Annotated in this window: 27 protein-coding genes and 2 tRNA genes; 11 read left to right on the top strand and 18 right to left on the bottom strand. The window is 71.1% G+C overall.

What is annotated here, in order from left to right:
- Positions 1 to 21: 21 nt before the first annotated feature.
- Positions 22 to 798 (top strand): MBL fold metallo-hydrolase, encoded by a 777-nt coding sequence (locus ACVW2K_RS04050; RefSeq protein WP_457201630.1) that lies wholly within the window; start codon positions 22 to 24, stop codon positions 796 to 798.
- 75 nt (positions 799 to 873) lie between these two features.
- Here ACVW2K_RS04050 and ACVW2K_RS04045 read toward each other — a convergent pair.
- The 11 genes from ACVW2K_RS04045 to dnaA all read right to left on the bottom strand — a co-directional run bounded on the left by ACVW2K_RS04045 (position 874) and on the right by dnaA (position 12,718).
- Positions 874 to 949: transfer RNA gene (locus ACVW2K_RS04045), tRNA-Ala, on the bottom strand.
- Positions 950 to 977: 28 nt separating this feature from the next.
- On the bottom strand, positions 978 to 1,103 hold the full coding sequence (locus tag ACVW2K_RS04040) for a DLW-39 family protein (RefSeq protein ID WP_457201629.1): 126 nt from the start codon (positions 1,101 to 1,103) through the stop codon (positions 978 to 980).
- A 47-nt stretch (positions 1,104 to 1,150) separates the two neighbouring features.
- Positions 1,151 to 1,227 (bottom strand) — tRNA-Ile (locus ACVW2K_RS04035).
- A 139-nt stretch (positions 1,228 to 1,366) separates the two neighbouring features.
- Positions 1,367 to 1,885: a DUF3566 domain-containing protein gene (locus ACVW2K_RS04030; protein ID WP_457201628.1), complete on the bottom strand. Its 519-nt coding sequence runs from the start codon at positions 1,883 to 1,885 to the stop codon at positions 1,367 to 1,369.
- Positions 1,885 to 4,584 carry a DNA gyrase subunit A gene (gyrA, locus tag ACVW2K_RS04025; protein ID WP_457204044.1) on the bottom strand — a complete coding sequence of 900 codons (2,700 nt, stop codon included), beginning with the start codon at positions 4,582 to 4,584 and terminating at the stop codon, positions 1,885 to 1,887. Before gyrA ends, ACVW2K_RS04030 begins: the two co-directional genes overlap by 1 nt.
- A 120-nt stretch (positions 4,585 to 4,704) precedes the next feature.
- Positions 4,705 to 6,831, bottom strand: a complete 2,127-nt coding sequence (gyrB, locus tag ACVW2K_RS04020; protein WP_028637889.1) for a DNA topoisomerase (ATP-hydrolyzing) subunit B — start codon at positions 6,829 to 6,831, stop codon at positions 4,705 to 4,707.
- 258 nt (positions 6,832 to 7,089) lie between these two features.
- Positions 7,090 to 7,617: a DUF721 domain-containing protein gene (locus ACVW2K_RS04015; protein WP_457201627.1), complete on the bottom strand. Its 528-nt coding sequence runs from the start codon at positions 7,615 to 7,617 to the stop codon at positions 7,090 to 7,092.
- The gene (gene recF, locus ACVW2K_RS04010; protein WP_457201626.1) at positions 7,607 to 8,722 is read right to left on the bottom strand and encodes a DNA replication/repair protein RecF; all 1,116 of its coding nucleotides are present in this window, start codon (positions 8,720 to 8,722) and stop codon (positions 7,607 to 7,609) included. The genes ACVW2K_RS04015 and recF overlap by 11 nt, the downstream gene beginning before the upstream one ends.
- Positions 8,723 to 8,736: 14 nt before the next feature.
- Positions 8,737 to 9,639, bottom strand: coding sequence for a phosphogluconate dehydrogenase (NAD(+)-dependent, decarboxylating) (gene gnd / locus ACVW2K_RS04005; RefSeq protein WP_028637887.1), 903 nt, complete (start codon positions 9,637 to 9,639; stop codon positions 8,737 to 8,739).
- A gap of 29 nt (positions 9,640 to 9,668) precedes the next feature.
- On the bottom strand, positions 9,669 to 10,808 hold the full coding sequence (gene dnaN, locus ACVW2K_RS04000; protein ID WP_028637886.1) for a DNA polymerase III subunit beta: 1,140 nt from the start codon (positions 10,806 to 10,808) through the stop codon (positions 9,669 to 9,671).
- 377 nt (positions 10,809 to 11,185) lie between these two features.
- Positions 11,186 to 12,718, bottom strand: a complete 1,533-nt coding sequence (gene dnaA / locus ACVW2K_RS03995) for a chromosomal replication initiator protein DnaA (RefSeq protein WP_231496227.1) — start codon at positions 12,716 to 12,718, stop codon at positions 11,186 to 11,188.
- Between the two features lie 524 nt (positions 12,719 to 13,242).
- Here dnaA and rpmH point away from each other — a divergent pair.
- The 9 genes from rpmH (at position 13,243) to ACVW2K_RS03950 (ending at position 18,378) form a co-directional block, all read left to right on the top strand.
- Entirely contained in the window at positions 13,243 to 13,380 is a 138-nt protein-coding gene (rpmH, locus tag ACVW2K_RS03990; protein ID WP_028637884.1) for a 50S ribosomal protein L34, read from the top strand.
- A gap of 32 nt (positions 13,381 to 13,412) precedes the next feature.
- On the top strand, positions 13,413 to 13,772 hold the full coding sequence (gene rnpA / locus ACVW2K_RS03985; RefSeq protein WP_028637883.1) for a ribonuclease P protein component: 360 nt from the start codon (positions 13,413 to 13,415) through the stop codon (positions 13,770 to 13,772).
- Complete coding sequence (gene yidD / locus ACVW2K_RS03980; RefSeq protein WP_457201625.1) at positions 13,769 to 14,062, top strand: membrane protein insertion efficiency factor YidD; 294 nt, start codon at positions 13,769 to 13,771, stop codon at positions 14,060 to 14,062. Before rnpA ends, yidD begins: the two co-directional genes overlap by 4 nt.
- 4 nt (positions 14,063 to 14,066) lie before the next feature.
- Positions 14,067 to 14,504, top strand: a complete 438-nt coding sequence (yidC, locus tag ACVW2K_RS03975) for a membrane protein insertase YidC (protein ID WP_457201624.1) — start codon at positions 14,067 to 14,069, stop codon at positions 14,502 to 14,504.
- Between the two features lie 85 nt (positions 14,505 to 14,589).
- Positions 14,590 to 15,066: a YidC/Oxa1 family membrane protein insertase gene (locus ACVW2K_RS03970; protein ID WP_457201623.1), complete on the top strand. Its 477-nt coding sequence runs from the start codon at positions 14,590 to 14,592 to the stop codon at positions 15,064 to 15,066.
- Positions 15,059 to 15,619 carry a Jag family protein gene (locus ACVW2K_RS03965; protein WP_457201622.1) on the top strand — a complete coding sequence of 187 codons (561 nt, stop codon included), beginning with the start codon at positions 15,059 to 15,061 and terminating at the stop codon, positions 15,617 to 15,619. Before ACVW2K_RS03970 ends, ACVW2K_RS03965 begins: the two co-directional genes overlap by 8 nt.
- Positions 15,620 to 15,623: 4 nt before the next feature.
- Entirely contained in the window at positions 15,624 to 16,340 is a 717-nt protein-coding gene (gene rsmG / locus ACVW2K_RS03960) for a 16S rRNA (guanine(527)-N(7))-methyltransferase RsmG (RefSeq protein ID WP_457201621.1), read from the top strand.
- The gene (locus ACVW2K_RS03955) at positions 16,337 to 17,443 is read left to right on the top strand and encodes a ParA family protein (RefSeq protein WP_457201620.1); all 1,107 of its coding nucleotides are present in this window, start codon (positions 16,337 to 16,339) and stop codon (positions 17,441 to 17,443) included. The genes rsmG and ACVW2K_RS03955 overlap by 4 nt, the downstream gene beginning before the upstream one ends.
- On the top strand, positions 17,440 to 18,378 hold the full coding sequence (locus ACVW2K_RS03950; RefSeq protein ID WP_457201619.1) for a ParB/RepB/Spo0J family partition protein: 939 nt from the start codon (positions 17,440 to 17,442) through the stop codon (positions 18,376 to 18,378). The genes ACVW2K_RS03955 and ACVW2K_RS03950 overlap by 4 nt, the downstream gene beginning before the upstream one ends.
- A 61-nt stretch (positions 18,379 to 18,439) precedes the next feature.
- Here ACVW2K_RS03950 and ACVW2K_RS03945 read toward each other — a convergent pair whose 3' ends face one another.
- Positions 18,440 to 19,192: a lysophospholipid acyltransferase family protein gene (locus tag ACVW2K_RS03945; RefSeq protein ID WP_457201618.1), complete on the bottom strand. Its 753-nt coding sequence runs from the start codon at positions 19,190 to 19,192 to the stop codon at positions 18,440 to 18,442.
- Entirely contained in the window at positions 19,192 to 20,406 is a 1,215-nt protein-coding gene (locus ACVW2K_RS03940) for a pyridoxal phosphate-dependent aminotransferase (protein WP_457201617.1), read from the bottom strand. The genes ACVW2K_RS03945 and ACVW2K_RS03940 overlap by 1 nt, the downstream gene beginning before the upstream one ends.
- 61 nt (positions 20,407 to 20,467) lie before the next feature.
- On the opposite strand from ACVW2K_RS03940, the gene ACVW2K_RS03935 reads away from it, so the two are divergent.
- On the top strand, positions 20,468 to 21,121 hold the full coding sequence (locus ACVW2K_RS03935; protein WP_028637875.1) for a GNAT family N-acetyltransferase: 654 nt from the start codon (positions 20,468 to 20,470) through the stop codon (positions 21,119 to 21,121).
- Positions 21,122 to 21,222: 101 nt separating this feature from the next.
- Here ACVW2K_RS03935 and trxA read toward each other — a convergent pair whose 3' ends face one another.
- From trxA to ACVW2K_RS03910, 5 genes are all read right to left on the bottom strand, one after another.
- Positions 21,223 to 21,549 carry a thioredoxin gene (trxA, locus tag ACVW2K_RS03930; protein ID WP_028637874.1) on the bottom strand — a complete coding sequence of 109 codons (327 nt, stop codon included), beginning with the start codon at positions 21,547 to 21,549 and terminating at the stop codon, positions 21,223 to 21,225.
- A gap of 100 nt (positions 21,550 to 21,649) precedes the next feature.
- On the bottom strand, positions 21,650 to 22,660 hold the full coding sequence (gene trxB / locus ACVW2K_RS03925; protein WP_036570662.1) for a thioredoxin-disulfide reductase: 1,011 nt from the start codon (positions 22,658 to 22,660) through the stop codon (positions 21,650 to 21,652).
- A gap of 82 nt (positions 22,661 to 22,742) precedes the next feature.
- Positions 22,743 to 23,435 carry a hypothetical protein gene (locus tag ACVW2K_RS03920; RefSeq protein WP_457201616.1) on the bottom strand — a complete coding sequence of 231 codons (693 nt, stop codon included), beginning with the start codon at positions 23,433 to 23,435 and terminating at the stop codon, positions 22,743 to 22,745.
- 64 nt (positions 23,436 to 23,499) lie between these two features.
- Positions 23,500 to 24,180: an RNA polymerase sigma factor SigM gene (gene sigM, locus ACVW2K_RS03915; RefSeq protein ID WP_036570659.1), complete on the bottom strand. Its 681-nt coding sequence runs from the start codon at positions 24,178 to 24,180 to the stop codon at positions 23,500 to 23,502.
- Between the two features lie 10 nt (positions 24,181 to 24,190).
- Complete coding sequence (locus ACVW2K_RS03910) at positions 24,191 to 26,032, bottom strand: protein kinase family protein (protein ID WP_028637872.1); 1,842 nt, start codon at positions 26,030 to 26,032, stop codon at positions 24,191 to 24,193.
- Positions 26,033 to 26,043: the final 11 nt, after the last annotated feature.

The raw sequence follows: 26,043 nt of genomic DNA, 5'->3' as shown, positions 1-26,043 counted from the left end.
CGAGGCGGGCAGGATGCAGCCATGACGATCCGGCACCTCAACTGCGCGAGCATGAACCCGCTCGCTGCGCCACGCATGGTCGCGCACTGCCTGCTGGTGGAGCGGCCCGAGGGCCTGCTGCTCGTCGACACCGGCTTCGGCGCCGCCGACTGTGCCGACCCGAAGCGGCTCGGCCGACCGTTCCGCGCCCTGGTCCGCCCGGTGCTCGACCCCGCCGAGACGGCGGTCGCCCAGGTCCGGGCGCTGGGCCACGACCCCGCCGACGTCACCGACATCGCCCTGACCCACCTCGACCTCGACCACGTCGGCGGGCTCGCCGACTTCCCGGCGGCGCGGGTGCACGTGTTCGCCGACGAGCTGGACGCCGCGCTGCATCCGACCCTGCGCGAGAAGGGCCGCTACCTCGACGTGCAGCGGGCGCACGGGCCTCGCTGGGTGACCCATGACGTCCCGGGTGACGAGTGGTTCGGCTTCGGCTCCGTCACCGCGCTCGCCGACGACGTGCTCCTCATCCCGCTCCAGGGCCACACCCGCGGGCACTGCGGCGTCGCCGTACGCCGGCCCGACGGTGGATGGCTGCTGCACGCCGGCGACTCGTACTTCCACGCCTCCGAGAAGCAGTCCGAGCCGGCCGCGCCGTACTCGCTGCGGGCCTTCCAGGTCCTGATGGGCGTCGACAACAAACGCCGGGTCGCGAACCAGGAGCGCCTCCGCGAGCTCCAGCGGTCCCACTCCGACGAGGTCACGGTCTTCTGCGCCCACGACGCGTCGGAGCTCGCTGTCTTTGCCGTCGAGTGACGCGAGCTGGTCGTGAATCGGGCCGCTGAGCAGCCAATTTGCGTCGCTCGACGGGAGATCAGCCGGCCACGGGAGTGGTGGAGCCTAGGGGACTCGAACCCCTAACCCCCTGCTTGCAAAGCAGGTGCGCTACCAATTGCGCCAAGGCCCCGTGCGGGGCCAGGCCCCAGGGACGAGCGTCAGGCCCGCTCGACCGGGTCGGTCGCCTCGGCCCAGAGCGCCTGCTCCTTCTTGCCTTCGTCCAGCTTCCGCTTGACGACGACGGCGCCGCCGACGAGGAGCAGGAGGAACAGGATCTTCTTCATGGTGGCTCCCTCGTGGCGGGCGGGATGACTGCCGAACTGGGCCGGGATGGTGGGCCTAACAGGACTTGAACCTGTGACCTCTTCCTTATCAGGGAAGCGCTCTAACCGTCTGAGCTATAGGCCCTCGAACCGAGGGGGAACACTACCCGACCGCGCAGGACGGGGACAAAACGGGAGGGTTGTCGGGGGAAACCCGCTCGACACGCCGATGCGGACCGGCGTGTCGCGCGGGTTTCTCCGGTCAGCCGGAGAAACCCGCCGCCTCAGCGCTCGTCCTCGGCGAGCGTCAGCTCGACGCCGCCGAGCAGCGCGGCGGCCATGTTGTAGAGGAACGCGCCGAGGGTGGCGATCGCGGTGATCAGGATGACGTCGACGACGCTCACCAGGATGGTGAAGCCCATGACCCGGGACATGCCGACGTACTTCTCGACGTCCCAGCCGGCGGCGTCCTGGCCACCGACCACGTCCTGCACGGTCTGGTTGATCGAGTCCCAGACGCCGGCGGCCGCGAGGACCGACCAGATGATGAACACCGACACCACGGTGACCACGGCGAACGCGATCGCCAGCAGGAACGACGTCTTCATCACCGACCACGGGTCGATCCGGGTCAGCCGCAGCCGCGCACGCCGCGGCGGGCGCCGGCCCGGCGCGGCCTTCTTCGCGGCCCTGGTCGACTCCGGCTGGGCGTTGGCGCGGTGCTCGTCGGCGGCGTTCGACAGCTTGGCCGAGATCCGTTCGCCGAGGGGGGCGCGCACGGCGGTCTCCTGGCGGTCGGTCATCAGGCCTCACTCTCGCCGTCGGGGTCGGCACCGTCGGGCTCGGTCACGTCGATTGTTGCATCCGTACCCTCATCCGACGATTCCACCGCGTCACCGGTTGCCTCGTCGACCAGCTCGTCGACCACCAGCTCGTCGGCCAGCTCGTCCTCCGGCTCGTCGGACAGCTCGTCGTCCTCGCGGGCCTCGACGGAACGGGCCACGACCGCGACCGAGTCGCCGGACTTCGGCGTGACGAACTTGACGCCCTGCGTGGACCGTCCCGTCGGGCGGAAGTCGGCGTTGATCGGGCTGCGCACGACCTGGCCGTTCTGGGTGATCGAGAGGATCTCGTCGCCCTCCTCGACGATGAAGCCGCCGACCAGCTGGCCGCGCTCCTCGTTCGTGAGGGTCATCGCCTTGATCCCGAGGCCACCGCGGTTCGTGGTGCGGTACTCCGAGATCCGGGTCCGCTTGGCGTAGCCACCGTCGGTGATCGTGAAGACGTACTGCTCCTTCACGCCCGGCAGGTCGCCGGCCTCGGTGGACTCACCGGCCGCCTCGGCCTTCGCCTCCGCGGCCTCCTCGGCCGCGACCTGCTCGGCCCGGATCACCGACATCGACAGGACCGAGTCCTCGGCGGTGCGGAACTTCATGCCGGTGACGCCGGACGTCGCGCGCCCCATCGGACGCAGCTGGCTGTCCTCGGCCTTGAAGCGGATCGCCGAGCCCTTGCGGGACACCAGCAGGATGTCGTCCTCGGCGTTCACGAGCTCGGCGCCGATCAGCTCGTCGTCGTCCTCGCGGAAGTTGATCGCGATGACACCGGCCTGCCGCGGGCTGTTGTAATCCCCCAGCCGGGTCTTCTTCACCAGCCCGTTGCGGGTGGCCAGGACGAGGTACGGCGCCTGGTCGTAGTCGCGGATCGCCAGCACCTGGGCGATGTTCTCGTCCGGCTGGAACGACAGTAGGCCGGCGACGTGCCCGCCCTTGGCGTCGCGCGACGCCTCCGGGAGGTTGTACGCCTTGGTGCGGTAGACCCGGCCGGCCGTCGTGAAGAACAGCAGCCAGTGGTGGTTGGTGGTCGCGATGAAGTGCTCGACGACGTCGTCGCCGCGCAGCGTCGCGCCACGGACGCCCTTGCCGCCGCGCTTCTGGGTGCGGTACTGGTCCGCGCGGGTGCGCTTGGCGTACCCGCCGCGGGTGATGGAGACGACCAGGTCCTCGTCCGGGATCAGGTCCTCCATGGAGAGGTCCCCGTCGGCCGCGATGATCTGGGTGCGCCGCTCGTTGCCGTACTTCTCGACGATCTCGGTGAGCTCGTCGGAGACGATCTGCCGCTGGCGGGCGACGTTGGCCAGGATGTCCTGGAGGTCGGCGATGATGACCTCGAGCTCGGCGAGCCGGTCGACGATCTTCTGCCGCTCGAGGGCCGCGAGCCGGCGCAGCTGCATGTCGAGGATCGCGTTGGCCTGGAGCTCGTCGATGTCGAGCAGCTCGATCAGCCCCTGGCGGGCGTCGTCGACCTCCGGTGAGCTGCGGATCAGCGCGATGACCTCGTCGAGCATGTCGAGCGCCTTGACCAGGCCGCGCCAGATGTGGGCGTCGGCCTCGGCCTTGCGCAGCCGGAACTCGGTACGCCGGCGGATCACGTCGATCTGGTGGGTGACCCAGTTGCTGATGAACTGGTCGATCGACAGCGTCCGCGGCACGCCGTCGACGAGCGCGAGCATGTTGGCGCTGAAGTTCGTCTGCAGCTCGGTGTGTTTGAGCAGGTTGTTCAGGACCACGCGGGCGACGGCGTCGCGCTTGAGCACGACCACGAGCCGCTGGCCGGTCCGGTCGGAGGTGTCGTCGCGGACGTCGGAGATGCCCTGCACCTTGCCGGAGTCGGCGAGCTCGGCGATCTTCAGCGCCAGGTTGTCCGGGTTGACCATGTACGGCAGCTCGGTGACGACCAGGCAGGTGCGGCCCCGGGCGTCCTCGTCCACCTCGATCACCGCGCGCTGCGTGATCGAGCCGCGGCCGGTCCGGTAGGCCTGCTCGATGCCCTGGTGGCCGACGATCAGCGCGCCGTTCGGGAAGTCGGGGCCCTTGATCCGCTCGAGCAGCGCCTCCTGCAGCTCCTCACGGGTGGCGTCGGGGTGCTCCAGCGCCCAGCGGGCGCCGTCCGCGACCTCGCCGAGGTTGTGCGGCGGGATGCTGGTGGCCATGCCGACCGCGATGCCGGCCGAGCCGTTGACCAGCAGGTTGGGGAACCGGGCGGGGAGTACGACGGGCTCCTCGGAGCGGCCGTCGTAGTTGGGCTGGAAGTCGACGGTCTCCTCGTCGATGTCGCGGACCATCTCCATGGCCAGCGGCGCCATCCGGCACTCGGTGTACCGCATCGCGGCCGCGGAGTCGTTGCCCGGTGAGCCGAAGTTGCCCTGGCCGTTGACCAGCGGTGCGCGCATCACCCACGGCTGCGCGAGCCGGACCAGGGTGTCGTAGATCGCGGTGTCGCCGTGCGGGTGGTACTGACCCATCACGTCACCGACGACGCGCGAGCACTTCGAGAAGCCCCGGTCGGGCCGGTAGCCGCCGTCGTACATCGCGTAGAGCACCCGGCGGTGCACCGGCTTGAGGCCGTCCCGGACGTCGGGCAGCGCGCGGCCCACGATGACCGCCATCGCGTAGTCGATGTAGGCGCGCTGCATCGAGGTCTGCAGCTCGACGGGCTCGATCCGGCCGCCCGGGCCGCCGCCGTCAGACGGGGGAGTGGTGCCGCCGTCGGTGGGGGTCTCAGTCAAGGTTCTTGCTCTCTCTGGTCGGTTCTACCGGAATCTAGGGATCTGGCTAGAGTCCTAGATATCCAGGAATCGGACGTCCTTGGCGTTGCGCTGGATGAAGGAACGACGCTGCTCGACGTCCTCGCCCATCAGGATCGAGAAGATCTCGTCCGCGTGCGCGGCGTCGTCGAGGGTGACCTGGAGCATCAGCCGCTGCTCGGGGTCCATCGTGGTCTCCCACAGCTCCTTGGCGTTCATCTCGCCCAGACCCTTGTACCGCTGGACTGGGTTCTCCTTCGGCAGCTTCTTGCCGGCCTCCTGGCCGGCCCGCAGCAGCGCGTCGCGCTCGGAGTCGGAGTAGACGAACTCGTGCTCGTGCGGCTTGTTCCAGCGCAGCCGGTACAGCGGCGGCTGGGCCATGTAGACGAAGCCGCCCTCGATCAGCGGGCGCATGAACCGGAAGAGCAGCGTCAGCAACAGCGTGTTGATGTGGTGGCCGTCGACGTCGGCGTCGGCCATCAGCACCACCTTGTGGTAGCGCAGCTTCTCGATGTTGAACTCTTCCTGGATGCCGGTGCCGAGCGCCGAGATGATCGACTGGACCTCCTGGTTGCCCAGGACCTTGTCGATGCGCGCCTTCTCGACGTTCAGGATCTTGCCGCGGATCGGGAGGATCGCCTGGATCCGGGGATCACGGCCCTGGCGGGCGGAGCCGCCTGCGGAGTCACCCTCGACGATGAACACCTCGCACTCGGCGGGATTCGTCGACTGGCAGTCCGAGAGCTTGCCCGGCAGGCTGCCGCTGCCCAGTAGCCCCTTGCGGGAGCGGGCCAGGTCGCGCGCCTTGCGCGCGGCGATCCGCGCCTGGGCCGCGGCCTGCGACTTGCGGATGATGTCGCGGCCCTCGGCGGGGTTCTGCTCCAGCCATGCCCCGAGCTGGTCGTTCATGATCCGCTGGACGAAGCCCTTCGCCTCGGTGTTCCCGAGCTTCGTCTTCGTCTGGCCCTCGAACTGCGGCTCGCCCATCTTGATCGAGATGATCGCGGTCAGGCCCTCGCGGATGTCGTCGCCGGACACCCGGTCCTCGGGCTTCTTCATCAGGCCCCACTCGAAGCCCCAGTTGTTGACCAGCGAGGTGAGCGCCGCACGGAAGCCCTCCTCGTGGGTGCCGCCCTCGTGGGTGTTGATGGTGTTGGCGAAGGTGTGGACCGACTCCGAGAAGGTCGTGTTCCACTGCATCGCGACCTCGAGGCTCATGTGGTTCGCGGTGCCGTCCGGGGTCTCGGCCTCGAACGAGATGACGGTCGGGTTCGCGACCTGCTTGCGCCGGTTCAGGTACTCGACGTAGTCGACCAGGCCACGCTGGTAGCAGAAGGTCTGCTCGATGCCGCCGGTGTCGCCGCGCTTGATCGCGTCGTCGCGCGAGGAGTCGACGTCGGCGGCGACGGTGTCGTCCTCCACCGCGTCGACGATCTCGGACGCGGCCGGGCGCTCGTCGCGGACGACGATCGTCAGGCCCTTGTTGAGGAAGGCCATCTCGCGGATCCGCGAGCTGATCGTCTCCAGGCTGTACGACGTCGTCTCGAAGATGTCGGGCGAGGCGTAATAGGTGATGGTGGTGCCGGTGCCCTCGCCCGGCTCCAGCGGCCGGACCTGCTCGAGCTCACCGTCGGGGACGCCGACCGTGAAGGTCTGGCGCCAGAGGTGGCCACGGTTCTTGACCTCGGCGATGAGCCGGCTGGAGAGCGCGTTCACGACCGAGACGCCGACCCCGTGCAGACCACCCGAGACCTTGTACCCGCCGCCGCCGAACTTGCCGCCGGCGTGCAGCACGGTCAGCGCGAGGGTCAGCGCCGGCACCTCCTGCCCGGGCGCGGTGTCGGTGGGGATGCCGCGGCCGTTGTCCTCGACCCGGACGCCGCCGTCCTCCTGGAGGGTCAGCACGATCCGGTCGCAGTAGCCCGCGAGGGACTCGTCGACCGAGTTGTCGACGATCTCCCAGATCAGGTGGTGGAGGCCACGCTCGCCGGTGGAGCCGATGTACATGCCCGGCCGCTTGCGGACCGCCTCGAGGCCCTCGAGCACCTGGATCGCGGAGGCGTCGTACTCGACCTCACCCGTGGCGGGGCGAGTCGGTGCGGCGGGGGTCTCGTCGGTGATCTCGTCGCTCACGCGCACCTCTTCTGACGGCGTTATGGACATGGGGCTGAACAGGGGACTGAACACGGGTCGAACATGGAGATGGCCGCTGCGCTGGGGCTGGGCGGCCATCGTCCATGTTACCCGTCAGAAGGCCGCATTCCACGTGCCCCCTCCGTCACGGGGGGTGTCTGTGGATGAAAAAGGGGCCTGAGCGGCTCGTGGGGCCCGATCGCACGGCCGAACAGGGGTGCGGACAGGGCCCGGTACGCCGGAACGCCCGCCAGATCGTCTGCGGCGACCCAGCCGGGCACCGTCGGCTCAGCCGTAGGTGTCCCGGGGGCCGCGGCCGTCGCGGACCGAGCGCGGGCCCTTCTTCCAGGTCGGCAGGTGCGGGCCCTGGACGTCGATCGCGGTGACGGTCCCGTGGCCGAGCTCCTCGTTCAGGCGCCGGACGACGGTGGGCGCGAGCAGCCGGAGCTGGGTGGCCCAGGCGGTGGAGTCGGTGCGCACCACGAGGCGGCCGTCGGCGAACGACTCGGGCGTGCAGTGCTGCGCGACGTCGGCCCCGACCAGCTCCTCCCAGCGGCCGAACACGCCGTGCACGCGCAGGTCGAGGCCCCACCCGTGGTCGTCGACCAGCCGGCTGAGCGTCGCGTCGAGCAGCTGGGGGTCCCGGTCGTCGGGGTGCGCGCCGGAGACCCGGCCGCGGGCGGGGGAGTCCTTCTTGCGCAGCCTCTTGCGCGCGGCCGGCGTGGTCTTGGCGGTGGCCCGGGTCAGCGCGCGGGCCAGGTCGAGGCCATCGTCGCGATGGCCCTGCTCGCCGGGCTCGGGCCCGTCACTGCTCACGGACGACCTCACCGTTCCCGACGGTGTACCGGGTGCCGGCCAGCGCTGCCGGCACGTCGGCCGCGACCGCCGCGGTGACCAGCACCTGCTCGGCGCCGGCCACCAGGTCGGCGAGCTGGGCGCGTCGCTCGGTGTCCAGCTCGGCGAACACGTCGTCGAGGATCAGGATCGGGTCGTCGCCGTCGGCGCGGAGCAGGTCGTAGGACGCCAGCCGGAGCGCGAGCGCGAACGACCACGACTCCCCGTGCGAGGCGTAGCCCTTCACCGGCAGCTCGCCCAGCCGCAGCAGCAGCTCGTCGCGGTGCGGGCCGACCAGGGAGAGGCCCCGGTCCAGCTCGTCGCCGCGCCGGCGCTCGACCTCGGCGAGCAACGCCTCGGTCAGGTCGTCACGCTCCGTGCGGCCCGCCAGGTCGAACGACGGCTTGTACTCGATGTCGGCGTCGTCGCGGGTCGCGCCGCGGGCGACGGTCTCGTACGCCTTGCCGACGTACGGGCGCAGCGCCTCGACGAGCGCGAGCCGCTCGGCGAGCAGCTCCGCGCCGGTGCGGGCGAGGTGCGCGTCCCACACCCCGAGCGTCTCGAGGCTGCCCTTGCTCATCCGCGAGGTCTTGAGCAGCGAGTTGCGCTGCCGCAGGACCCGGTCGTAGTCGGACCTGACGCCTGCGAGCCGGGGGGTGCGGAGCACGAGCAGGTCGTCGAGGAACTTGCGCCGGTCGCTCGGGTCACCCTTGACCAGCGTGAGGTCCTCGGGCGAGAAGACCACGGTCCGCACCAGGCCGATCAGCTCCCGCGATCGCGGGAGCGGCGAGCGGTTGATCCGCGCCCGGTTGGACTTCCCGGGGTTCAGCTCGATCTCGAGGACCGCGGTCCGCCCGTCCCTGACCACGGCCGCCCGGATCACGGCCTGGTCGGCGCCCGCCCGCACGAGCGGGGTGTCGCTCGCGACCCGGTGCGACGCGAGTCGGGAGAGGTAGTCGATCGCCTCGACGAGGTTCGTCTTCCCCTGCCCGTTGCGCCCGATGAACGCCGTGACGCCGGGCTCGAGCGCGACGTCTGCGGACGCGTACGAGCGGAAGTCGTGGAGGGTCAGGTGCGAGACGTACACGGCTGGGCCAGGCCCTAGGGCTTGGCGTCCCCGCCCACCGGCGGCTCGGTGCGGGTCGCGTGGCCACCGAACTGGTTGCGCATCGCGGCGATCGCCTTCATCGCCGGGCTTTCGTCCTGGCGCGAGGTGAACCGGGCGAAGAGCGAGGCGGCGATGACGTGCATGGGTACGGCGTTGTCGATCGCGGCCTCGACGGTCCAGCGGCCCTCGCCGGAGTCCTCGGCGTAGCCGGCGATCTTGGCGAGGTGCTCGTCGTCCTCCAGCGCGGCGACCAGCAGGTCGAGCAGCCAGGAGCGGATCACGGTGCCGGAGCGCCAGGAGTCGAAGACCTCGGGGACGTTGTCGACCAGGTCGACCTTCTCGAGCAGCTCCCAACCCTCGGCGTACGCCTGCATCATGGCGTACTCGATCCCGTTGTGGACCATCTTCGCGAAGTGGCCGGCGCCGGGCTGCCGGCCGGCGTGGACGAACCCGCCCTCGTCAGGCTTGAGCGCGTCGAAGGCGGGCTGCACCTTCGCGACGTCCTCGTCGGTGCCCCCGCACATCAGTGCGTAGCCGTTCTTCAGGCCCCACACCCCACCGGAGACGCCGCAGTCGACGAAGCCGATGCCCTTCTCGGCGAGCATCTCGGCGTTCCGCTGGTCGTCGGTCCACTTCGAGTTGCCGCCGTCGACGACCAGGTCGCCCTCGCCGAGCAGCCCCCCGAGCTCGCGAATGGTCTCGCGGGTCGGGTCCCCGGAGGGGACCATCACCCAGACCACCTTGGGGGAGGGCAGCTTCTCCACCATCGCGGCCAGGCTGTCCGCGTCCGCGAGATCCGGGTTGCGGTCGTAGCCGACCACGGTGTGCCCGGCATCGCGCAGCCGGGTGCGCATGTTGCCGCCCATCTTGCCGAGTCCGACGAGTCCGATGTCCATGCGCTCAGCCTAGGCCGCGTGACCGAAGGTCAGGAAAGGAGACGCCGGGGCATCAGGAGGTACCGGAACGGGGCGTCGCCGCCGCCGTCCCCGGCCCGACCGCTGAGCACCACCGGCTTGGAGGACTGGGTGAAGGCCAGCTCGACGACCGGCTGGTCGATCGCGGTGAGGCCGTCGAGGAGGAACTGCGGGTTGAACCCGGTGGTGATGTCCTCGCCGTTGATGGTCGCCTCGATCGACTCCGAGGCCTGGGCCTCGTCGCCCGAGCCGGCATCGAGGGTGAGCACGCCGTCGCTGAACGCGAGCTGCACCGCCGTGTTGCGCTCGGCGACCAGCGCGACCCGCTTGACCGACTCCACCAGCGCGGCCTTGTCGACCAGGGCGGTCGTCTGGTGCTCGCTGGGGAACAGGCTCCGCACCTTGGGGAACTCTCCGTCCAGGAGCCGCGTGGTGGTCCGGCGTACGCCGCCCGGCGCCTGGCCCTCGAAGCCGATGATCCCCTCGCCGGTGCCGGTGGTCGCGAGCGCGATGGTCACCTCGCCCCCGGCGGTCAGGGACTTGGCCGTGTCACCGAGGACGCGGGCCGGGACGAGCGCCGCCGCCGACTCGTCGGGGGTGCGCGGGTTCCAGTCCAGCTCCCGGTGCGAGAGGCGGAACCGGTCGGTGGCCAGCAGGGAGATGGTGCTGCCGTCGATCTCGATCCGGACCCCGGTGAGGACCGGGAGCATGTCGTCGCGGCCGGCCGCGGTCACGGCCTGTGCGACCGCGTGCGCGAAGGCCTCGGCCGCGACGGTGCCGGTCGCGCTCGGCATGTCCGGGAGCGACGGGTAGTCCTCGACCGGCATGGTCTGGAGGCTGAAGCGCGCCGAGCCGCAGGTGAGCGACACGCGGGATCCGTCGAGCACCATGTCGACCGGCTTGTCGGGGAGGCTGCGGCAGATGTCCGCGAGCAGCCGGCCGCTGACCAGCGCCTTGCCCTCGTCGTTGACCTGGGCGCTCAGCGTGGCCCGGGCCGAGGTCTCGTAGTCGAAGGTGGAGAGCACCAGGCCGTCGTCGGTGGCCTCGATCAGGAGGCCGGCCAGCACCGGAACGCTGGGACGGACGGGCAGGCTGCGGGCAGCCCAGGCGACGGCATCGGCGAGCACGTCGCGCTCGACGCGGAACTTCACGATGGTTCCTTCGGGTCGATGGAGGTCGGTGGATCACACGTGCGTGGGGATGCGAATCCTGCCATGCAGGACCGACCAGCGGGAGTTGTCCCCAGGAACGGGCCCGGATGGATGTTCACGGATGATCGATCTGTCTGGAGGTACGTGGGAGTCATAGCAACGGTGGAGACTGTGGAGAACCAGCGTTCGCGCAGGTCAGACCGGGTTTTTGTGGTGCACAGGCCCTGTGGACGAAGCGGGGACGACCTGGTGGTGGGTGTGCAGCGCCGCCGGGACCGCGTGGGGATGTCGTGTTCCGTCCACAGGCTCTCCCGGCTCCCGTCGGCGTGGCGCACATGTGGTTCCACAGGCGTGGGGGGCGACAGGTTGTCGCCGTGTCAGACCTGGCGGGCCTGCATCTTGACGCGGTTGGTGAGCTCGGAGACCTGGTTGAAGACGGCGCGACGCTCGGCCAGCAGCTGGTTGATCTTGCGGTCGGCGTACATGACCGTCGTGTGGTCCCGGTTGCCGAACTGGGCGCCGATCTTCGGCAGCGACAGGTCGGTGAGCTCCCGGCACAGGTACATCGCGATCTGGCGCGCCAGCACCAGGTGCCGGCCGCGGCTCGGTCCCGTCAGCTCGTCGATCGAGAGTCCGAAGTACGCCGCGGTCTGCGCGATGATCAGCGCAGCGGTGATCTCGGGCTCCCCGCCCTCGGGGATCAGGTCCTTGAGCACGATCTCGGCCAGGGTCATGTCGACCTCCTGGCGGTTCAGGTTCGCGAATGCCGTCACCCGGATCAGCGCGCCCTCCAGCTCCCGGATGTTGGTCTGGATCTTCGAGGCGATGAACTCCAGGACGTCCGGCGGAGCGGTCAGCCGGTCCATCGCGGCCTTCTTGCGCAGGATCGCGATGCGGGTCTCGAGGTCCGGCGGCTGGACGTCGGTGATCAGGCCCCACTCGAACCGGTTGCGCAGCCGGTCCTCGAGGGCCTCGAGGCGCTTGGGCGCGCGGTCGGAGGTCAGCACGATCTGCTTGTTGGCGTTGTGGAGGGTGTTGAAGGTGTGGAAGAACTCCTCCTGGGTCTGGGTCTTCCCCTCCAGGAACTGGATGTCGTCGATCAGGAGCACGTCGACGTCGCGGTACCGCCGCTTGAACCGGTCCTGGCGGTCATCACGGATCGCGTTGATGAACTCGTTGGTGAACTCCTCACTGGACACGTAGCGCACCTTCGCGCCGGTGTAGAGGGAGCGCACGTAGTGGCCGATCGCGTGGAGTAGGTGCGTCTTGCCCAGGCCGGAGTCGCCGTACACCAGCAGCGGGTTGTAGGCCTTGCCCGGCGCCTCGGCCACGGCCACCGCCGCGGCGTGGGGGAACCGGTTGGACGACCCGATGACGAAGGTCTCGAAGGTGTACTTCGGGTTCAGCCGGGTCTCCAGGGCCGTCGGCCGGCCGGTCGTGCCCGGCTCGAGCGCCGGCTCGACGGGACTCGACGGCACCGGGGTGGGCGGCGCCTCGGTGGGGATGTTTATCGACATATCAACATGTCGACTTGCCGATTCCTGCGGCCCGGGTGCGGTGGGCTCGGCCGCGGCCGTCTCCTCCAGGGCCGGGTTCACGGTGACCGCGATCCGGATCTCGCGCCCGAACCGGACCGTGAGCGCGTCCTCGAGCTGGGCCCGGAGCCGGCCCTCGAGCTGGTTGCGGGTGAAGTCGTTGGGGACCGCGACGATCGCGGTGCTCTCGTGGAGGGTCACCGGCTCGCTCGCGCGCAGCCAGGCGCGCTGGTTCGGCTGGAGGTCGTCGACCACACCGCGCCAGGCGGTCCTGAGGTCCGGGCTGAGGTCCGAGGTGCTCTGCTCCACCGTTCCCGCTTTCTGGTCAGTGCTGGTCGGCCGGGGCCCGGTCGGCTCCCGGTCGATGCCGACCATCGTCGGTGACGCCGCTCGCTCCCGCAGGAGAACCGCGAGAACCGGGACGCCGGGGCTCCGTTCTGCATCCACAACTTTGTCCACAGGTTGTGAACCCGGGCCCTCCGCTGTGGAGAGCCTCGGTCCGAGACCACCCGACGGCCGGTCCGATGCGGTGTTTCTGCAGGTCAGGAGCCTGTCGTCCCGATTGTGGCGGGCGTCACAGCTGCTGCCGATCCGGGCCGGTGCACGGGTGGCGGGGAACCTCGTTGGCAGCGAACGTAACAAGCCCGCGCGGGCGCGGGCAAGCCGTCATCCACAGGTAGTCTGGCGGGGGCCTGGCGCCGGTTTGACCCTGTGGATTGCCAGCGCGTACCGTTGCTCGGTCACCCGGTGTCGACCGGTGCCGCATGTCCACGACAGAGCAGCCGCACGAGCGGTTATTCGTGGGTGCGCGGTGCCAGCCGAAGGCCCGCAGAGGTCCGACTGAGCACTGCCGCTCCGGCCCGGCGTGGCTGCCCTGACAACACCATGGAGAGAAGCTCGTGAGCAAGCGTACGTACCAGCCGAACAACCGCCGCCGCCACAAGGTGCACGGGTTCCGCCTGCGCATGCGTACCCGCGCCGGCCGCGCCATCTTGTCCTCGCGCCGCCGCAAGGGCCGCAAGGACCTCGCCGTCTGACGGCCGAGCCGGCCGAGACCCAGGTCAGCCGCGTGCTGTCCTCGGCTCACCGCCTCAGCGACGGTGCCTCGTTCCGCGAGGCGGTCCGCACGGGCCGCCGCTGCGGAGCACGCACCGTCGTCGTGCATCTGGCGACGAAGCAGTCGTCCGAGGCGGACCGACCCCCGCGGGTGGGCTTCGTGGTCAGCAAGGCCGTGGGCGATGCCGTCACCCGCAACCGCGTGAAGCGCCGACTCCGACACCAGGCCCGGGAGCACGTCACGTCGCTCCCGGGCTCTGCTGTGCTCGTGGTCCGGGCGCTGCCGGCCGCGGCGACCGCGTCGTCAGCGGAACTCGGCGCCGATCTCGCACGTTGCCTCCAGAGGGCCCTGGCGCAGGAGGTGGGCGGATGAGGTACGACCCGGTGCGCTGGCTGCTGATCGGTTTCCTGCGCCTCTACCGGCTGCTGATCAGCCCGCTGTACGGTCAGGTCTGCCGGTACCACCCGTCCTGCTCGGCGTACGCCCTCGAGGCGGTCACGGTGCGGGGCAGCCTGGTGGGCAGCTGGCTGACGGTCCGCCGGCTGGGCCGCTGCCACCCCTGGGCGGCCGGGGGCTACGACCCGGTGCCGCGTCGCGGTCACCCCGCAGAGACTTCCCGCCTGAGCGCGGGCTCATCCCCCTCACCCCAGCAAGGAGCCTGATCGCGTGGGACCCCTCGGCGACATCGGCCACTTCATCATGACGCCGCTGTACTACGCCATCTCGGCCATCCTGGTGGCCTGGCACTGGATGTTCGTCAACATCCTGCAGATGGACTCGGCCGGCGGCGCCACCTGGGTGCTGTCCATCATCGGCCTGACCCTGACCGTCCGGGCCGCCCTGATCCCGCTGTTCGTCAAGCAGATCAAGTCGAGCCGGAACATGCAGCTGATCCAGCCGAAGGTCAAGGAGCTGCAGAAGAAGTACGGCCACGACCGGGAGCGGCTCGCCCAGGAGACGATGAAGCTGTACCGCGAGAGCGGCACCAACCCGTTCGCCTCGTGCCTGCCGATCCTGATCCAGATGCCGATCTTCCTGGCCCTGTTCCGGCTGCTGGACCACCACGCCGCGAAGAGCTCCGGGATTCGCGTTCCTGACCGATGAGCTGGCGCGCAGCTTCGGCGAGGCCAAGCTGTTCGGCACCATCCCGATCACCGCGAGCTTCCTGCACTCCGGCGGCGTCCTCGCGGTGCAGGTGCTGGCCGCGGTGCTGGTGGTCGCGATGACCGCGACCACGTTCACCACCCAGCGGCAGCTGATGAGCAAGAACATGCCGCCGGACGCGCTCAGCGGTCCGTACGCCCAGCAGCAGAAGCTGCTGCTCTACGTGCTGCCCGTGGTGTTCGCCGTCGGCGGCATCGCGTTCCCGATCGGTGTCCTCTTCTACTGGACCACGTCGAACCTGTGGACCATGGGCCAGCAGTTCTACGTGATCCGGAACAACCCGGCGCCGGGCACCGCGGCGGCGAAGGCCAAGGAGGACCGCGACCGGGAGAAGGCGCTCAAGCACGGGACGGTGGTCGAGACCGTGGTCGAGGAGCCGGAGCCCGAGCGTCGCCCCCAGCAGCGCCAGCAGCCCAAGAAGCAGTCGCGCGAGAAGCGCAAGAAGACCAGCGGGCCGCAGCCCGCCCCGAAGCCGAAGCCCGAGGGAGGCACCCATGACTGACGCCGCGAACGAGACCGAGCCCGGGGCGGACACCGACACCGGGACCGAGGGGGACGGCGAGACCGGGACCGAGGCCCCGCTCGGGGAGGGATCCCGCATCCAGCGGCTCGAGCAGGAGGGCGACATCGCCGCCGACTACCTCGAGGAGCTGCTCGACATCGCGGACCTCGACGGCGACCTGGACATGGACGTCGAGGGCGACCGGGCGGCCGTCTCGATCGTCGGCGCGGACCTGTCCCAGTTGGTGGGTGCCAACGGCGAGGTGCTCGACGCCCTCCAGGAGCTCACCCGGCTGGCGGTCTACCGCGAGACCGGCGAGCGGTCCCGGCTGATGCTCGACATCTCGGGCTACCGGGCCGAGAAGCGGACCGAGCTGGTCAAGCTGGCCGAGGAGACGGTGGCCCACGTCAAGGAGACCGGCGCCCCCGTCTCGCTCGACCCGATGTCGCCGTTCGAGCGCAAGGTCGTGCACGACACCGTGGCAGCCGCCGGCCTCACCTCGGAGTCCGAGGGTGTCGAGCCGCGACGCCATGTGGTGGTGCTCCCCGCGTGACCACATGAGCGAGGTTTCACGTGAAACACCCTCCGCGCCCGAGGTGGCGCGGAGGGTGTTCCCGTCTGCGCGGCTGCCGCTGGCGGAGCGGTACGCCGAGCTGCTGGCCACCGACGGGGTGGTCCGCGGGCTGATCGGCCCGCGCGAGGCCCCCCGGCTGTGGGAGCGGCATCTGGTGAACTGCGCGTTGCTCGCCGACCTGGTGCCCGAGAACGCGGCGGTCTGCGACATCGGCTCCGGCGCCGGCCTGCCGGGCCTGGTGCTGGCCATCGCCCGCCCGGACCTCCGGCTCACGCTGGTCGAACCGTTGCTGCGCCGCACGACGTTCCTGGACGAGGTGATCGCCGACCTCGCGCTGAGTGGCGTCGAGGTCGTGCGGGGTCGTGCGGACTCCCTGCACGGGGAGCGTCGGTTCGCCGTCGTCACCTCGCGCGCGGTCGCACCGCTGGACCGGTTGCTCGGCTGGTCGATGCCACTGGTGGACCCGGAGGGAGCACTGGTCGCGATGAAGGGGTCCACGATCACCGACGAGATCGAGGCCGCTCGGCCGGTGTTGGACCGGTGGGGATGCGCCGAGCCGGAGGTACGCGTGCTCGGTGCGGGTCTCGTGTCGTCCACCACCGTTGCGGTCCGGGTGGCCTGGGCGGATCCGGGACGGGTATCTTGGCCGCTTGCGGCACCCAGAGCGAAGACCAAGTCGAACCGGAGGCGTCGGGCGTGAGCGAGTTTTCCACCGGCGACGGCGCACCCCCTGAGCGTGGTTATCCACAGGTCGGGCCCGGTCATCCACAGGCGGGCGGCCATTCGTCGGATGCCGATGTTTCACGTGAAACCGACGCGACCCGACCCGCGACGGGCATCTCGGTCCGGACCGCGGCGGACATCGCGGTCGCCGCACCGGACTTCCCGGGCACCGCCGACCTCGGGGGCGACCACTCGACGCCCTTGGCCCGTGCCGCCGAGCACGTCGTCCTGGCCCGGCACGGCGCCCGGATGCGGCCACCGCTGGAGCGCCCCCGTGCGACCCGCGTCTTCGTGGTCGCGAACCAGAAGGGCGGGGTCGGGAAGACCACCTCGACGGTGAACGTGGCCGCGGCGCTGGCCCAGCTCGGCCAGCGGGTGCTGGTCGTGGACCTGGACCCGCAGGGCAATGCCTCGACGGCGCTGGGCGTGGAGCACCGGCGCGGGGTGCCGTCGACGTACGACGCGCTGGTCGACGGGGTCCCGCTCGCGGACGTGGCGAGCCCGAGTCCCGAGGTCGACACCCTGATGGTCGTCCCGGCGACCATCGACCTGGCCGGCGCCGAGATCGAGCTGGTGTCGGTGGTCGCCCGCGAGGGCCGGCTGCGCAAGGCGATCCACGGGCACCCCCTGGTCGGCTCCGCGGAGGACGTCGGTGAGGACCGCTTCGACTACGTGTTGATCGACTGCCCGCCCTCACTGGGACTGCTGACGCTCAACGCGCTCGTCGCCGGCAACGAGATGATGATCCCGATCCAGGCCGAGTACTACGCCCTCGAGGGATTGGGACAGCTCCTCGAGACGGTGGAGATGGTCAAGGCGCACCTGAACCCGTCACTGGACGTCTCGACGATCCTCGTCACCATGTACGACGCCCGCACCCGGCTGGCCGCCGGTGTCGCGGACGAGGTGCGCGAGCACTTCGGCGACCAGGTCCTCAAGACCACGATTCCGCGCTCGGTCCGGGTCTCGGAGGCGCCGTCGTACGGACAGACCGTGATGACCTACGATCCCGGATCGCCGGGCGCGCTGTCCTACCTCGAGGCGGCGCGCGAGATCGCGATCAAGGGAGCACCCGCATGAACGCCGCCCAACGCCCGCCGCAGCGCCGCGGACTCGGTCGCGGACTGGGCTCCCTGATCCCCACCGCGCCGGCCGAGGACGCCCCCACGGCGGCCGGGGCGACCGACGACCTCGCCACGGTCGCGGGTGCCTACTTCGCGGAGGTCCCGGTCGGCCAGATCACGCCGAACCGGGTCCAGCCCCGCCAGGTCTTCGACGAGGAGGCGATGGCCGAGCTCGTGCACTCGATCCGCGAGATCGGGGTGCTCCAGCCCGTCGTCGTGCGCCGGCACGGGCCGGAGGACTACGAGCTGGTCATGGGCGAGCGGCGCTGGCGCGCCACCCAGGAGGCCGGCCTCGAGACCGTGCCCGCCATCGTCCGGGAGACCGACGACATCGACATGCTGCGCGACGCGCTGCTGGAGAACCTGCACCGGTCGGAGCTGAACCCGCTGGAGGAGGCCGCGGCCTACCAGCAGATGCTCGAGGACTTCGGGTGCACCCACGAGGAGCTCGCCTCCCGGATCGGGCGCTCCCGTCCGCAGATCAGCAACACGCTCCGGCTGCTCAGGCTCACCCCCGCCGTCCAGCGCCGGGTCGCTGCCGGCGTGCTCTCGGCCGGACACGCCCGTGCCCTGCTCGCCGTCGAGGACCCGGACCTGCAGGACCGGCTGGCGCAGCGGGTGGTGGCCGAGGGCATCAGCGTCCGGGGACTCGAGGAGATCGTCGCCGTGCGCGACACCGACGCACCCACGCAGCGGGTGGTCCGCCGGAAGCCGGTCGCACCCGGCCTGGTGGACCTGTCCGAGCGGCTCTCGGACCGGTTCGAGACCCGGGTGAAGGTCGACCTGGGCCGCAGCAAGGGCAAGATCACCGTCGAGTTCGCCTCGCTCGACGACCTCCAGCGCATCGTCGACATCATGGATCCGCGGAACCGGACCGACCGCCCGATCTGACTCGATCCATCGCTAAAGCGATAAGTCGACAAAACGACTCGTCGACCTGACGACTCCAGGCCTAGCGAGCGCGGCGCGCCTTCTCCTCGGCATCCAGGAGGAGCGCCTCCTCCGGGGTCGGAGCCGTCCCGCCGTACGACGCCGGCAGCCACCAGCAGCCCGGCGGCTGCTCGTCGGCGGGGTACTCCCGGATCGCCTCGTCCAGCAGGTCGGTCATCGCAGCGCGGAGCTCGGCCGTCTCGGCGACCGGGTCCGCGCCGGTCGGGTGCAGGGGCGCGCCGACCCGGATCGCGATGGTCTTGCCGCGCGAGAAGTCGCGCGGATGGTCCTTGGTCATCATCCGCTGGGTGCCCCAGAGGATCACCGGCACCAGTGGGACGCCGGCGTCGGCGGCGATCCGGACGGCGCCGGTCTTGAACTCCTTCAGCTCCATCGACCGCGAGATCGTGGCCTCCGGGAAGATGCCCACGGCCTCGCCGGCCTGCAGGTACTCCACGGCGGTCCGGTACGACGGCTCGCCGGCCCCGCGGTCGACCTCGATGTGGTGCAGCGACCGCATCAGGGGGCCGACCCACCGGTGGGTGAACAGCTCGCGCTTGGCCATGAACCGCACCAGCCGCCCGGCCGGGTCGGCCGCCAGGCCGCCGTAGACGAAGTCGACGTACCCGATGTGGTTGCAGGCGAGCAGCACGCCCCCGGATCGCGGCACGTGCTCGGTGCCGCTCATCTGGAACCGCTGCCCGAGGGCGCGGAACGCGGTCTTCGCCGCGACGATGACCGGGGGATAGGTGAGGTCGCGCATGCCGGCGGCCATCAGTAGCGGGTCTCGAGGTAGTCCGCGATCCGGCCGATCGCTTCCTCCAGCACGTGGACGTCCGGCAGGGTCACCAGCCGGAAGTGGTCGGGACGTGGCCAGTTGAAGCCGGTGCCGTGGGTGACCAGGATCTTCTTGGCCCGGAGGAGGTCGATCACGAACGTCTCGTCGTCCTGGATCGGGTAGACCTCCGGGTCCAGCCGCGGGAAGCAGTAGAGCGCGCCGCGCGGGGCGACGTTGCTGACGCCCGGGATCTCGTTCAGCAACCGGTCCGCGAGCTTGTTCTGCTCGTAGAACCGGCCACCCGGCACGATCAGCTCCTGGATCGACTGGTAGCCGCCGAGTGCCGTCTGGATCGCGTGCTGGGCCGGCACGTTCGCGCACATCCGCATGTTCGCGATCAGCGTCAGTCCCTCGAGGAAGTCCTCGGCGAGCTCCTTCGGCCCGGAGATCATCACCCAGCCGGCGCGGTAGCCGCAGACCCGGTAGGCCTTCGAGAGGCCGCTGAACGTCAGGCAGAGCACGTCGTCGCCGGCGTACGTCGCGGCGTGGTGGTGCACCGCCTCGTCGAAGATGATCTTCTCGTAGATCTCGTCCGCGAAGACCACGAGCTGGTGCCGCCGGGCGATGTCGATGAGCCCCTTGACCGTGTCCTCGCTGTAGACCGCCCCGGTCGGGTTGTTGGGGTTGATGATCACCAGGCCGTGGGTGTTCTCGGTGATCTTGGACTCCACCTCCGCGAGGTCGGGGTCCCAGCCGTTCGCCTCGTCGCAGTCGTAGTGCACGGCGGTGCCGCCCGAGAGCGTGATCGCGCCGGTCCACAGCGGATAGTCGGGCGCCGGCACCAGGATCTCGTTGCCGTCGTCCAGGAACGCCTGCAGCACCATCCCGATCAGCTCGGAGACGCCGTTGCCGATGAAGACGTCGTCGACGGTGACGTCGCGCAGGCCGTGGCTCTGGTAGTACTGCGCGACGGCGGTGCGTGCCGGGTAGATGCCCTGGCTGTCGCTGTAGCCCTGCGAGTCCGGCAGGTGGTGGACGATGTCGGCGACGATCGCCTCCGGGGCGTCGAAGCCGAACGGCGCGGTGTTGCCGATGTTCAGCTTCAGGATGTGGTGGCCCTCGGCCTCCAGCCGCTGCGCCTCGACGAGGATCGGCCCGCGTACGTCGTAGCGGACGTTCTGCAGCTTCCGGCTCTGTCGGATCTTGCGCACGCAGTCATCCTCGCAGGCGCGGGCCTACCATGGCTGACGAGGACCACGGGACGGAGATGTGATGTCGCGCAAGATCGTCCGGCTGACGCTCGACCACCTCGAGACGTTCCGCGCGCCCTGCCGGTCCTGCCTGTTCTGGGAGCTGGACCCGGTCCGGCGGGAGCGGGTCGCCGACCCGTGTGCGGAGAAGGACGCCTGGGTCTCCCAGGTGCTGCGCGAGTGGGGGTCCTGCGGCCGGGTGGCCCTCGTCGACGACCGCCCGGTGGGCTACCTCGTCTACGCGCCCGAGGCGTTCGTCCCCGGTGCCGCCGGCTTCCCCACCGCGCCGGTGTCGCCGGACGCCGTGCTCCTCACCATGGCGTACGTCGAGCCAGCGCACCGGGGCGGCGGACTGGGCCGGATGCTGGTGCAGGGCATGGCCCGAGACCTGATCCGCCGCGGGGGCGTGGGAGCGGTCGAGGCGTTCGGCGACCCGAAGGGACGCGCGGGGCACTGCGTCGTCCCGGTCGACTTCCTCGGCGGCGTCGGCTTCAAGACCCACCGGGCGCACCCGGCGAGGCCCCGGCTGCGGATGGACCTGAGCACCGCGGTCACGTGGCGGGACGAGGTCGAGGCCGCGATCGAGCGACTGGTCGGCGTCATGCGCCCGGCCCCGAAATCGGCGCGAGGCCCGGCGCCGAAGGCGACCCGGGCCTCGCGAACGAAGCTGAGCTAGGTGATCGTCAGGGTGTGCTGAACGGGTCTCGATACGCCCGTCGCTACTCGACCTGGCTGCTGGATCCTGGCCTTCGCAGGCTCAGGCCAGGGCAGCTCAGCTCAGGCGATGAAGTCCGCGAGCTCGTTGAGGAGCGCGGCCTTCGGCCGGGCGCCGACGATGGTCCTCACGACCTCGCCGCCCTGGTAGACGTTGATGGTCGGGATCCCGGTGACCCGGTAGTTGGACGGCGTGACCGGGTTCTCGTCCACGTTCATCTTGTAGAAGGTGATCTTGTCACCGTGGCTCGAGGCGATCTCGTCGAGGATCGGGGCGACCTGGCGGCACGGACCGCACCACTCCGCCCAGAAGTCCACGAGGACCGGCTTGTCGGACTTGAGGACCTGCGCGTCGAACTCGGCGTCGGTCACGGCACTGATGTTGCCCACGGATGATTCCCTTCTTCGATGAACACTGAGGTCTGATCACACTCAACAGCAGGGCGGCGACGGATGTTCCCCGCCGCGCCCGGGCAGCCGGATGGCGACCTCAGGCACCCGCGGTCTGGACGGCCTCGGTCACCATCTCGGCGTCCGCCCGGTCCTGGGCGTCGCGCGGGGAGGTCGCCGCGTGGTCCAGCTCGGCGAGGTAGCGCTCGGCGTCGAGCGCCGCGGCACAACCGGTGCCGGCGGCGGTGATCGCCTGGCGGTAGTGGTGGTCGACCAGGTCGCCCGCCGCGAACACGCCCGGCAGGTTGGTGCCGGTCGAGGGGTGGCTGGCGACGACGTACCCGTTCTCGTCGAGGTCGACCTGCCCGTGCAGCAGCTCGGATCGCGGGTCGTGGCCGATCGCGATGAACAGGCCGGTGGCCGGCAGGTTGCTCGTCTCGCCGGTGACCGTGTCCTCCAGCGTCAGGGACTCGAGCCGGTCGGCGCCGTTGATCTCCCGCACCTTGGCGTTCCAGATGATCTCGAGCTTCGGGTCGGCGAACGCGCGCTCCTGCATGATCTTGGAGGCGCGCAGCTCGTCCCGGCGCACGATCAGCGAGACCTTGGACCCGAAGCGGGTGAGGAACGTCGCCTCCTCGATCGCGGAGTCGCCACCGCCGACCACGGCGATGTGCTGGTCCCGGAAGAAGAAGCCGTCACAGGTCGCACACCAGGAGACGCCGCGGCCGGAGAGCTCCTCCTCGCGCGGCAGGCCGAGCTTGCGGTAGCCGGAGCCCATCGCGAGGATCACCGAGCGGGCGTGGAAGGTGTCGGTCGAGGTCTTCACGACCTTCACGTCGCCGGTCAGGTCGACCTCGACCACGTCGTCGGCGACCAGCTCGGCGCCGAACCGCTCCGCCTGGGCGCGCATCTCGTCCATCAGGGCCGGGCCCATGATGCCGTCGCGGAAACCGGGGAAGTTCTCGACCTCGGTGGTGTTCATCAGCGCTCCGCCTGCGGTGACCGAGCCCTCGAAGACGAGGGGCTTCAGGTTCGCCCGGGCCGTGTAGAGGGCGGCGGTGTAGCCGGACGGGCCGGAGCCGATGACGATGACATCGCGGACGTCGGTCATGGAGTGCGGGTCTCCTCGGAGGTCGGTGCTGGCGCGGTGGCGCGTCCAGTAGAACCGATCGTAGGTGAGGAATCTTCCCGGGCTACGGCGCGGGCAGCGTGACCGACCGGACCGGCTCGCCGCGTCCGCACAGGTAGAGGTCGACGACCTGGCTGTCGCCGGTCGGCCGCCGGAAGACCAGCGCACCGGGGGCGCCGTCGTACCGGACCGCGACGACCCGCCCGCGACCGACGGCGGGCAACGAGCAGGTCGGGGCCGGGGCCGCCATCAGCCCGTCGGTGGCGTCGAGGGACTGGTGGGACCCGTCGTCCGTCTGGTTCCGGGCGGCCACGGACTCCCGCAGCTTCGCGGCCTCTCGCGCGAAGCTGCGGGCGTCGAGCCGGGCGGGCTCGCCGTCGAACGCCCGGGACGAGGGCTCGGACGCCGGCTGCTGGCCGGCGCCTCCGCCGGCTCCCGACTCGGCCCCGGGGTCCGCCTGGTCGCCGGCGACGGACGAGCTGCTGCCACCGTCGGCGCCGCCGCCGCTCAGGTCGGCGCCGCGGAGCTGGTCGATCCCGATGCCCGCGACCACGACCGCGGCGGCCGCGACGAGGAGGCCACGCGCGCGGCGCCGCCGCCGGGCGGCGGCCAGATCGGCGACGGTCGACCGGACCGGGCGGTCGGCCTGGAGATCGGCGATCACCCCGTCCATCCGTCGGGCGACGTCGGGCGGGATCGGTCCGTCGTGCCTGGCCTCGGCCAGCAGCCGGCGGATCCGGTCGTCGTGCTCGGACACGGGGTTCACCTCCTCCTGATGTCTGATGTGAGCTGTGGTGCCGGTGGTGCCGGGCGGTCCCGGGTCAGGCCGGGGGGCCACGTGGGGCATCGTCGGATTCGACGGGCCCGGCCGGGTCGGGGTTCCGTGGGAGCGCGTGGTCCGCCTCACCCTCGCCCTCCTCGAGCAGGGGCGCGAGCAGCTCGGCGAGCCGGCCCCGGCCCCGGGAGCAGCGGGACTTGACGGTCCCGACCGCGCAGTCGAGCATCGCGGCCGCCTCGGCGACCGGGTAGCCCTCCATGTCGACGAGCACCAGCGCGGCACGCTGCTCGTCGGGCAGCTGCTGCAGGGCCGTCAGCACCAGGCGGCTGCGCTCGGCACCGACCGAGCGGTCCGCGGGGTCCTCGTCGGAGGCGGAGGCGATAGAGCCCCGGCCGCGGTACTCCTCGAGGTCGTCCGGCAGCGGCTCGGCCCGGCGTACCTTCGCCGCCCGGAGCCGGTCCAGGCAGGCGTTCACGACGACCCGGTGCAGCCAGGTGGTGACCGCGGAGTCGCCGCGGAACGTGCCGGCCCGGCGGTACGCCGCCACGAGCCCGTCCTGGAGCCCGTCCGCGGCGTCCTCCCGGTTGCCCATGGTCCGAACTGCGACCGCCCAGAGACGGTCACGGTGCCGCTGGAACAGCGCCCCGAACGCGAACGGGTCCCCGTCCACGTGGGCGCGCAGCAGCTCGTGGTCGCTCGCGTCCTCGAGCTCCTGGGGGGTCATCCGGAGGGGGTCATCCGCGGACCGTCACCTCGGCGACCTGCCCGCGGAAGCCACCGTCGACTGCCGGGATCGAGGTGAGCCACACGGTCACGAAGCGTCCGCTCACGGGCGAGTCCAGGTCCGACCGGGCGTGGCCGTCGTCGGCCGAGGTGCCGGTCGCGACCGGCGTCAGCCCCTTGACCGCGGTCGGCGGCTGGTCGGTCACGTACAGCGAGTAGCCCGTCGGGCCGCCGAGGAAGGTCAGGTCGACCGCGCTGACGTCGTGGGCCTTGCCGAGGTCGAGGACCAGGCCGACCCCGGTCTTGAGGCCGGCGGGACCGAAGTTCTGGTCGTAGGTCATCGTCGACCAGGCGGTGCCCGGCTTGCCGTCGACCGCGAGCCCGGTGAGCTCGGGGTGCTCGTCGAACGGCGGCGAGCCCTGGGGGTCGAAGTCCCGCGCCGTGATCCCGCTGATCGGTGCCGCCGGCTGGGTGGCGGGTTGGCTGGTCGCGGTCGGGTCCCCGTCGCCGCCGCCGACCGGGACGGCCAGCGGGCTGCGGCCCTGGCCCAGGTTGTAGGCGACCACGATCGCGAGGAGCAGCAGGAGGCCGGCCGCGATGGCCGCGGCCAGGCGCAGCCAGCTGCGGCCGGGGACCTCGTCGTCCCCGGGCTCCTCGACCGCTGGAGTGAGACCGGTACCGGTGCCGGTGGGCTGGCCGGAGCCGGTGTCCCAGGGCCAGTACGCCGCGCTCCCCGCGCTTGCCGCCGCCGGCAGGGGTCGCCGCGGCCGTCTGGCCGGGCCCTCGGCCGGCTCGGGGGCGAAGAGCGGACGCTCGGGCGGGTCCTCGAACGGCGGCGGGGGCGGGGCCGGGTCGGAGCGGGCCATTACCCAGGAGACGTCGTCGTTCTCGTCGTCGAAGATCGGCAGCCCGGCCTCCGTCGGCAGCTCGGTCGACACCGGGGCGGGCTCCGGGTCCGGCTCCGGTGCGGGCTCGGGTTCCGGCGCCCGGGGCGGCGGGTCCTTGATGGCCGGGAGCGAGATCGTCTCGGTCGTGTCGCGGTGGCCGAGCGCGGCCTCGGCCTCGGCCAGCCCGGTCGGGTCGCCGACGAAGGTCGCCAGGTAGTCCGCGATGCCTTGGGCGCTGGCCAGGTCGTAGGTCTCGCGCAGCCGCGAGCCGTCGTGGCCGGCGTAGGGGTTCACGACCTCGTCGCAGAGGACGTCGAGCGGCCGGGGGATGCCGGCCCGGACCTGCCGCGGCCGGAGCACCCGGCCCTGCACCACGGGCGCCGGCGGCACCTGCGACCGCGAGGGACCGGGCCACTTGCCGGTGAGCGCGGCGTACAGCAGACCGCCGAGGTCGGCGACGTCGGTGGAGGGCCGTGCGGTGATGTCGAACATCGCGGCGTCGACGGCGAAGCCGATCAGCCGCACCGCGCCCGCGTGGTCGACGAGGACGTTCTCGGGCACGAGCCGGCCGTGGCAGACACCGGCCTCGTGCCCGGCCGCGATCGAGGACGCGACCTCGGAGACCAGCCACGCGGCCCGGCGCGCGTCCAGGGGACCCTCGGCCGCCAGCATGATGTCGAGGGAGTCGCCGGAGCCCCACTCGTTGACGACGTACACGAGGCCGTCGGCGCGGTCGGCGTCCAGGACCCGCAGCAGCCGGCGGTCGTGGACCGTGGCCGACCGGCGGGCCGCCTCGAGCAGCGGCCCGGCGTGCGGGTCGTCCTCCGCCATCACGTGCAGGGTGACGTAGCGCTCCAGCACCTTGTCGTGGGCTCGCCAGAACCGGCCGCTGCTGCTCTCGGTCAGCAGGTCGATCAGGCGGTACCGGTCGGCGAGCACCTCGCCGGGCCGGATCGAGCTCGGCACGCAGCTCCCCT

This window comes from Nocardioides sp. HB32, from assembly GCF_054058995.1.
This window is presented reverse-complemented; position numbering and strand designations above follow the sequence as displayed.

Bases quoted from the DNA above. Each gene is read 5' to 3' on its own strand.
- ACVW2K_RS03950 (WP_457201619.1), top strand. From the start codon at position 17,440: ATGAACGCCGCCCAACGCCCGCCGCAGCGCCGCGGACTCGGTCGCGGA.
- ACVW2K_RS03945 (WP_457201618.1), bottom strand. From the start codon at position 19,192: ATGGCCGCCGGCATGCGCGACCTCACCTATCCCCCGGTCATCGTCGCG.
- rsmG (WP_457201621.1), top strand. From the start codon at position 15,624: ATGAGCGAGGTTTCACGTGAAACACCCTCCGCGCCCGAGGTGGCGCGG.
- ACVW2K_RS04030 (WP_457201628.1), bottom strand. From the start codon at position 1,885: ATGACCGACCGCCAGGAGACCGCCGTGCGCGCCCCCCTCGGCGAACGG.
- ACVW2K_RS03935 (WP_028637875.1), top strand. From the start codon at position 20,468: ATGTCGCGCAAGATCGTCCGGCTGACGCTCGACCACCTCGAGACGTTC.
- trxB (WP_036570662.1), bottom strand. From the start codon at position 22,660: ATGACCGACGTCCGCGATGTCATCGTCATCGGCTCCGGCCCGTCCGGC.
- gnd (WP_028637887.1), bottom strand. From the start codon at position 9,639: ATGGACATCGGACTCGTCGGACTCGGCAAGATGGGCGGCAACATGCGC.
- sigM (WP_036570659.1), bottom strand. From the start codon at position 24,180: ATGACCCCCCAGGAGCTCGAGGACGCGAGCGACCACGAGCTGCTGCGC.
- yidD (WP_457201625.1), top strand. From the start codon at position 13,769: ATGAGGTACGACCCGGTGCGCTGGCTGCTGATCGGTTTCCTGCGCCTC.
- ACVW2K_RS04040 (WP_457201629.1), bottom strand. From the start codon at position 1,103: ATGAAGAAGATCCTGTTCCTCCTGCTCCTCGTCGGCGGCGCCGTCGTC.
- dnaA (WP_231496227.1), bottom strand. From the start codon at position 12,718: ATGGTCGGCATCGACCGGGAGCCGACCGGGCCCCGGCCGACCAGCACT.
- ACVW2K_RS04050 (WP_457201630.1), top strand. From the start codon at position 22: ATGACGATCCGGCACCTCAACTGCGCGAGCATGAACCCGCTCGCTGCG.
- gyrB (WP_028637889.1), bottom strand. From the start codon at position 6,831: ATGTCCATAACGCCGTCAGAAGAGGTGCGCGTGAGCGACGAGATCACC.
- ACVW2K_RS03965 (WP_457201622.1), top strand. From the start codon at position 15,059: ATGACTGACGCCGCGAACGAGACCGAGCCCGGGGCGGACACCGACACC.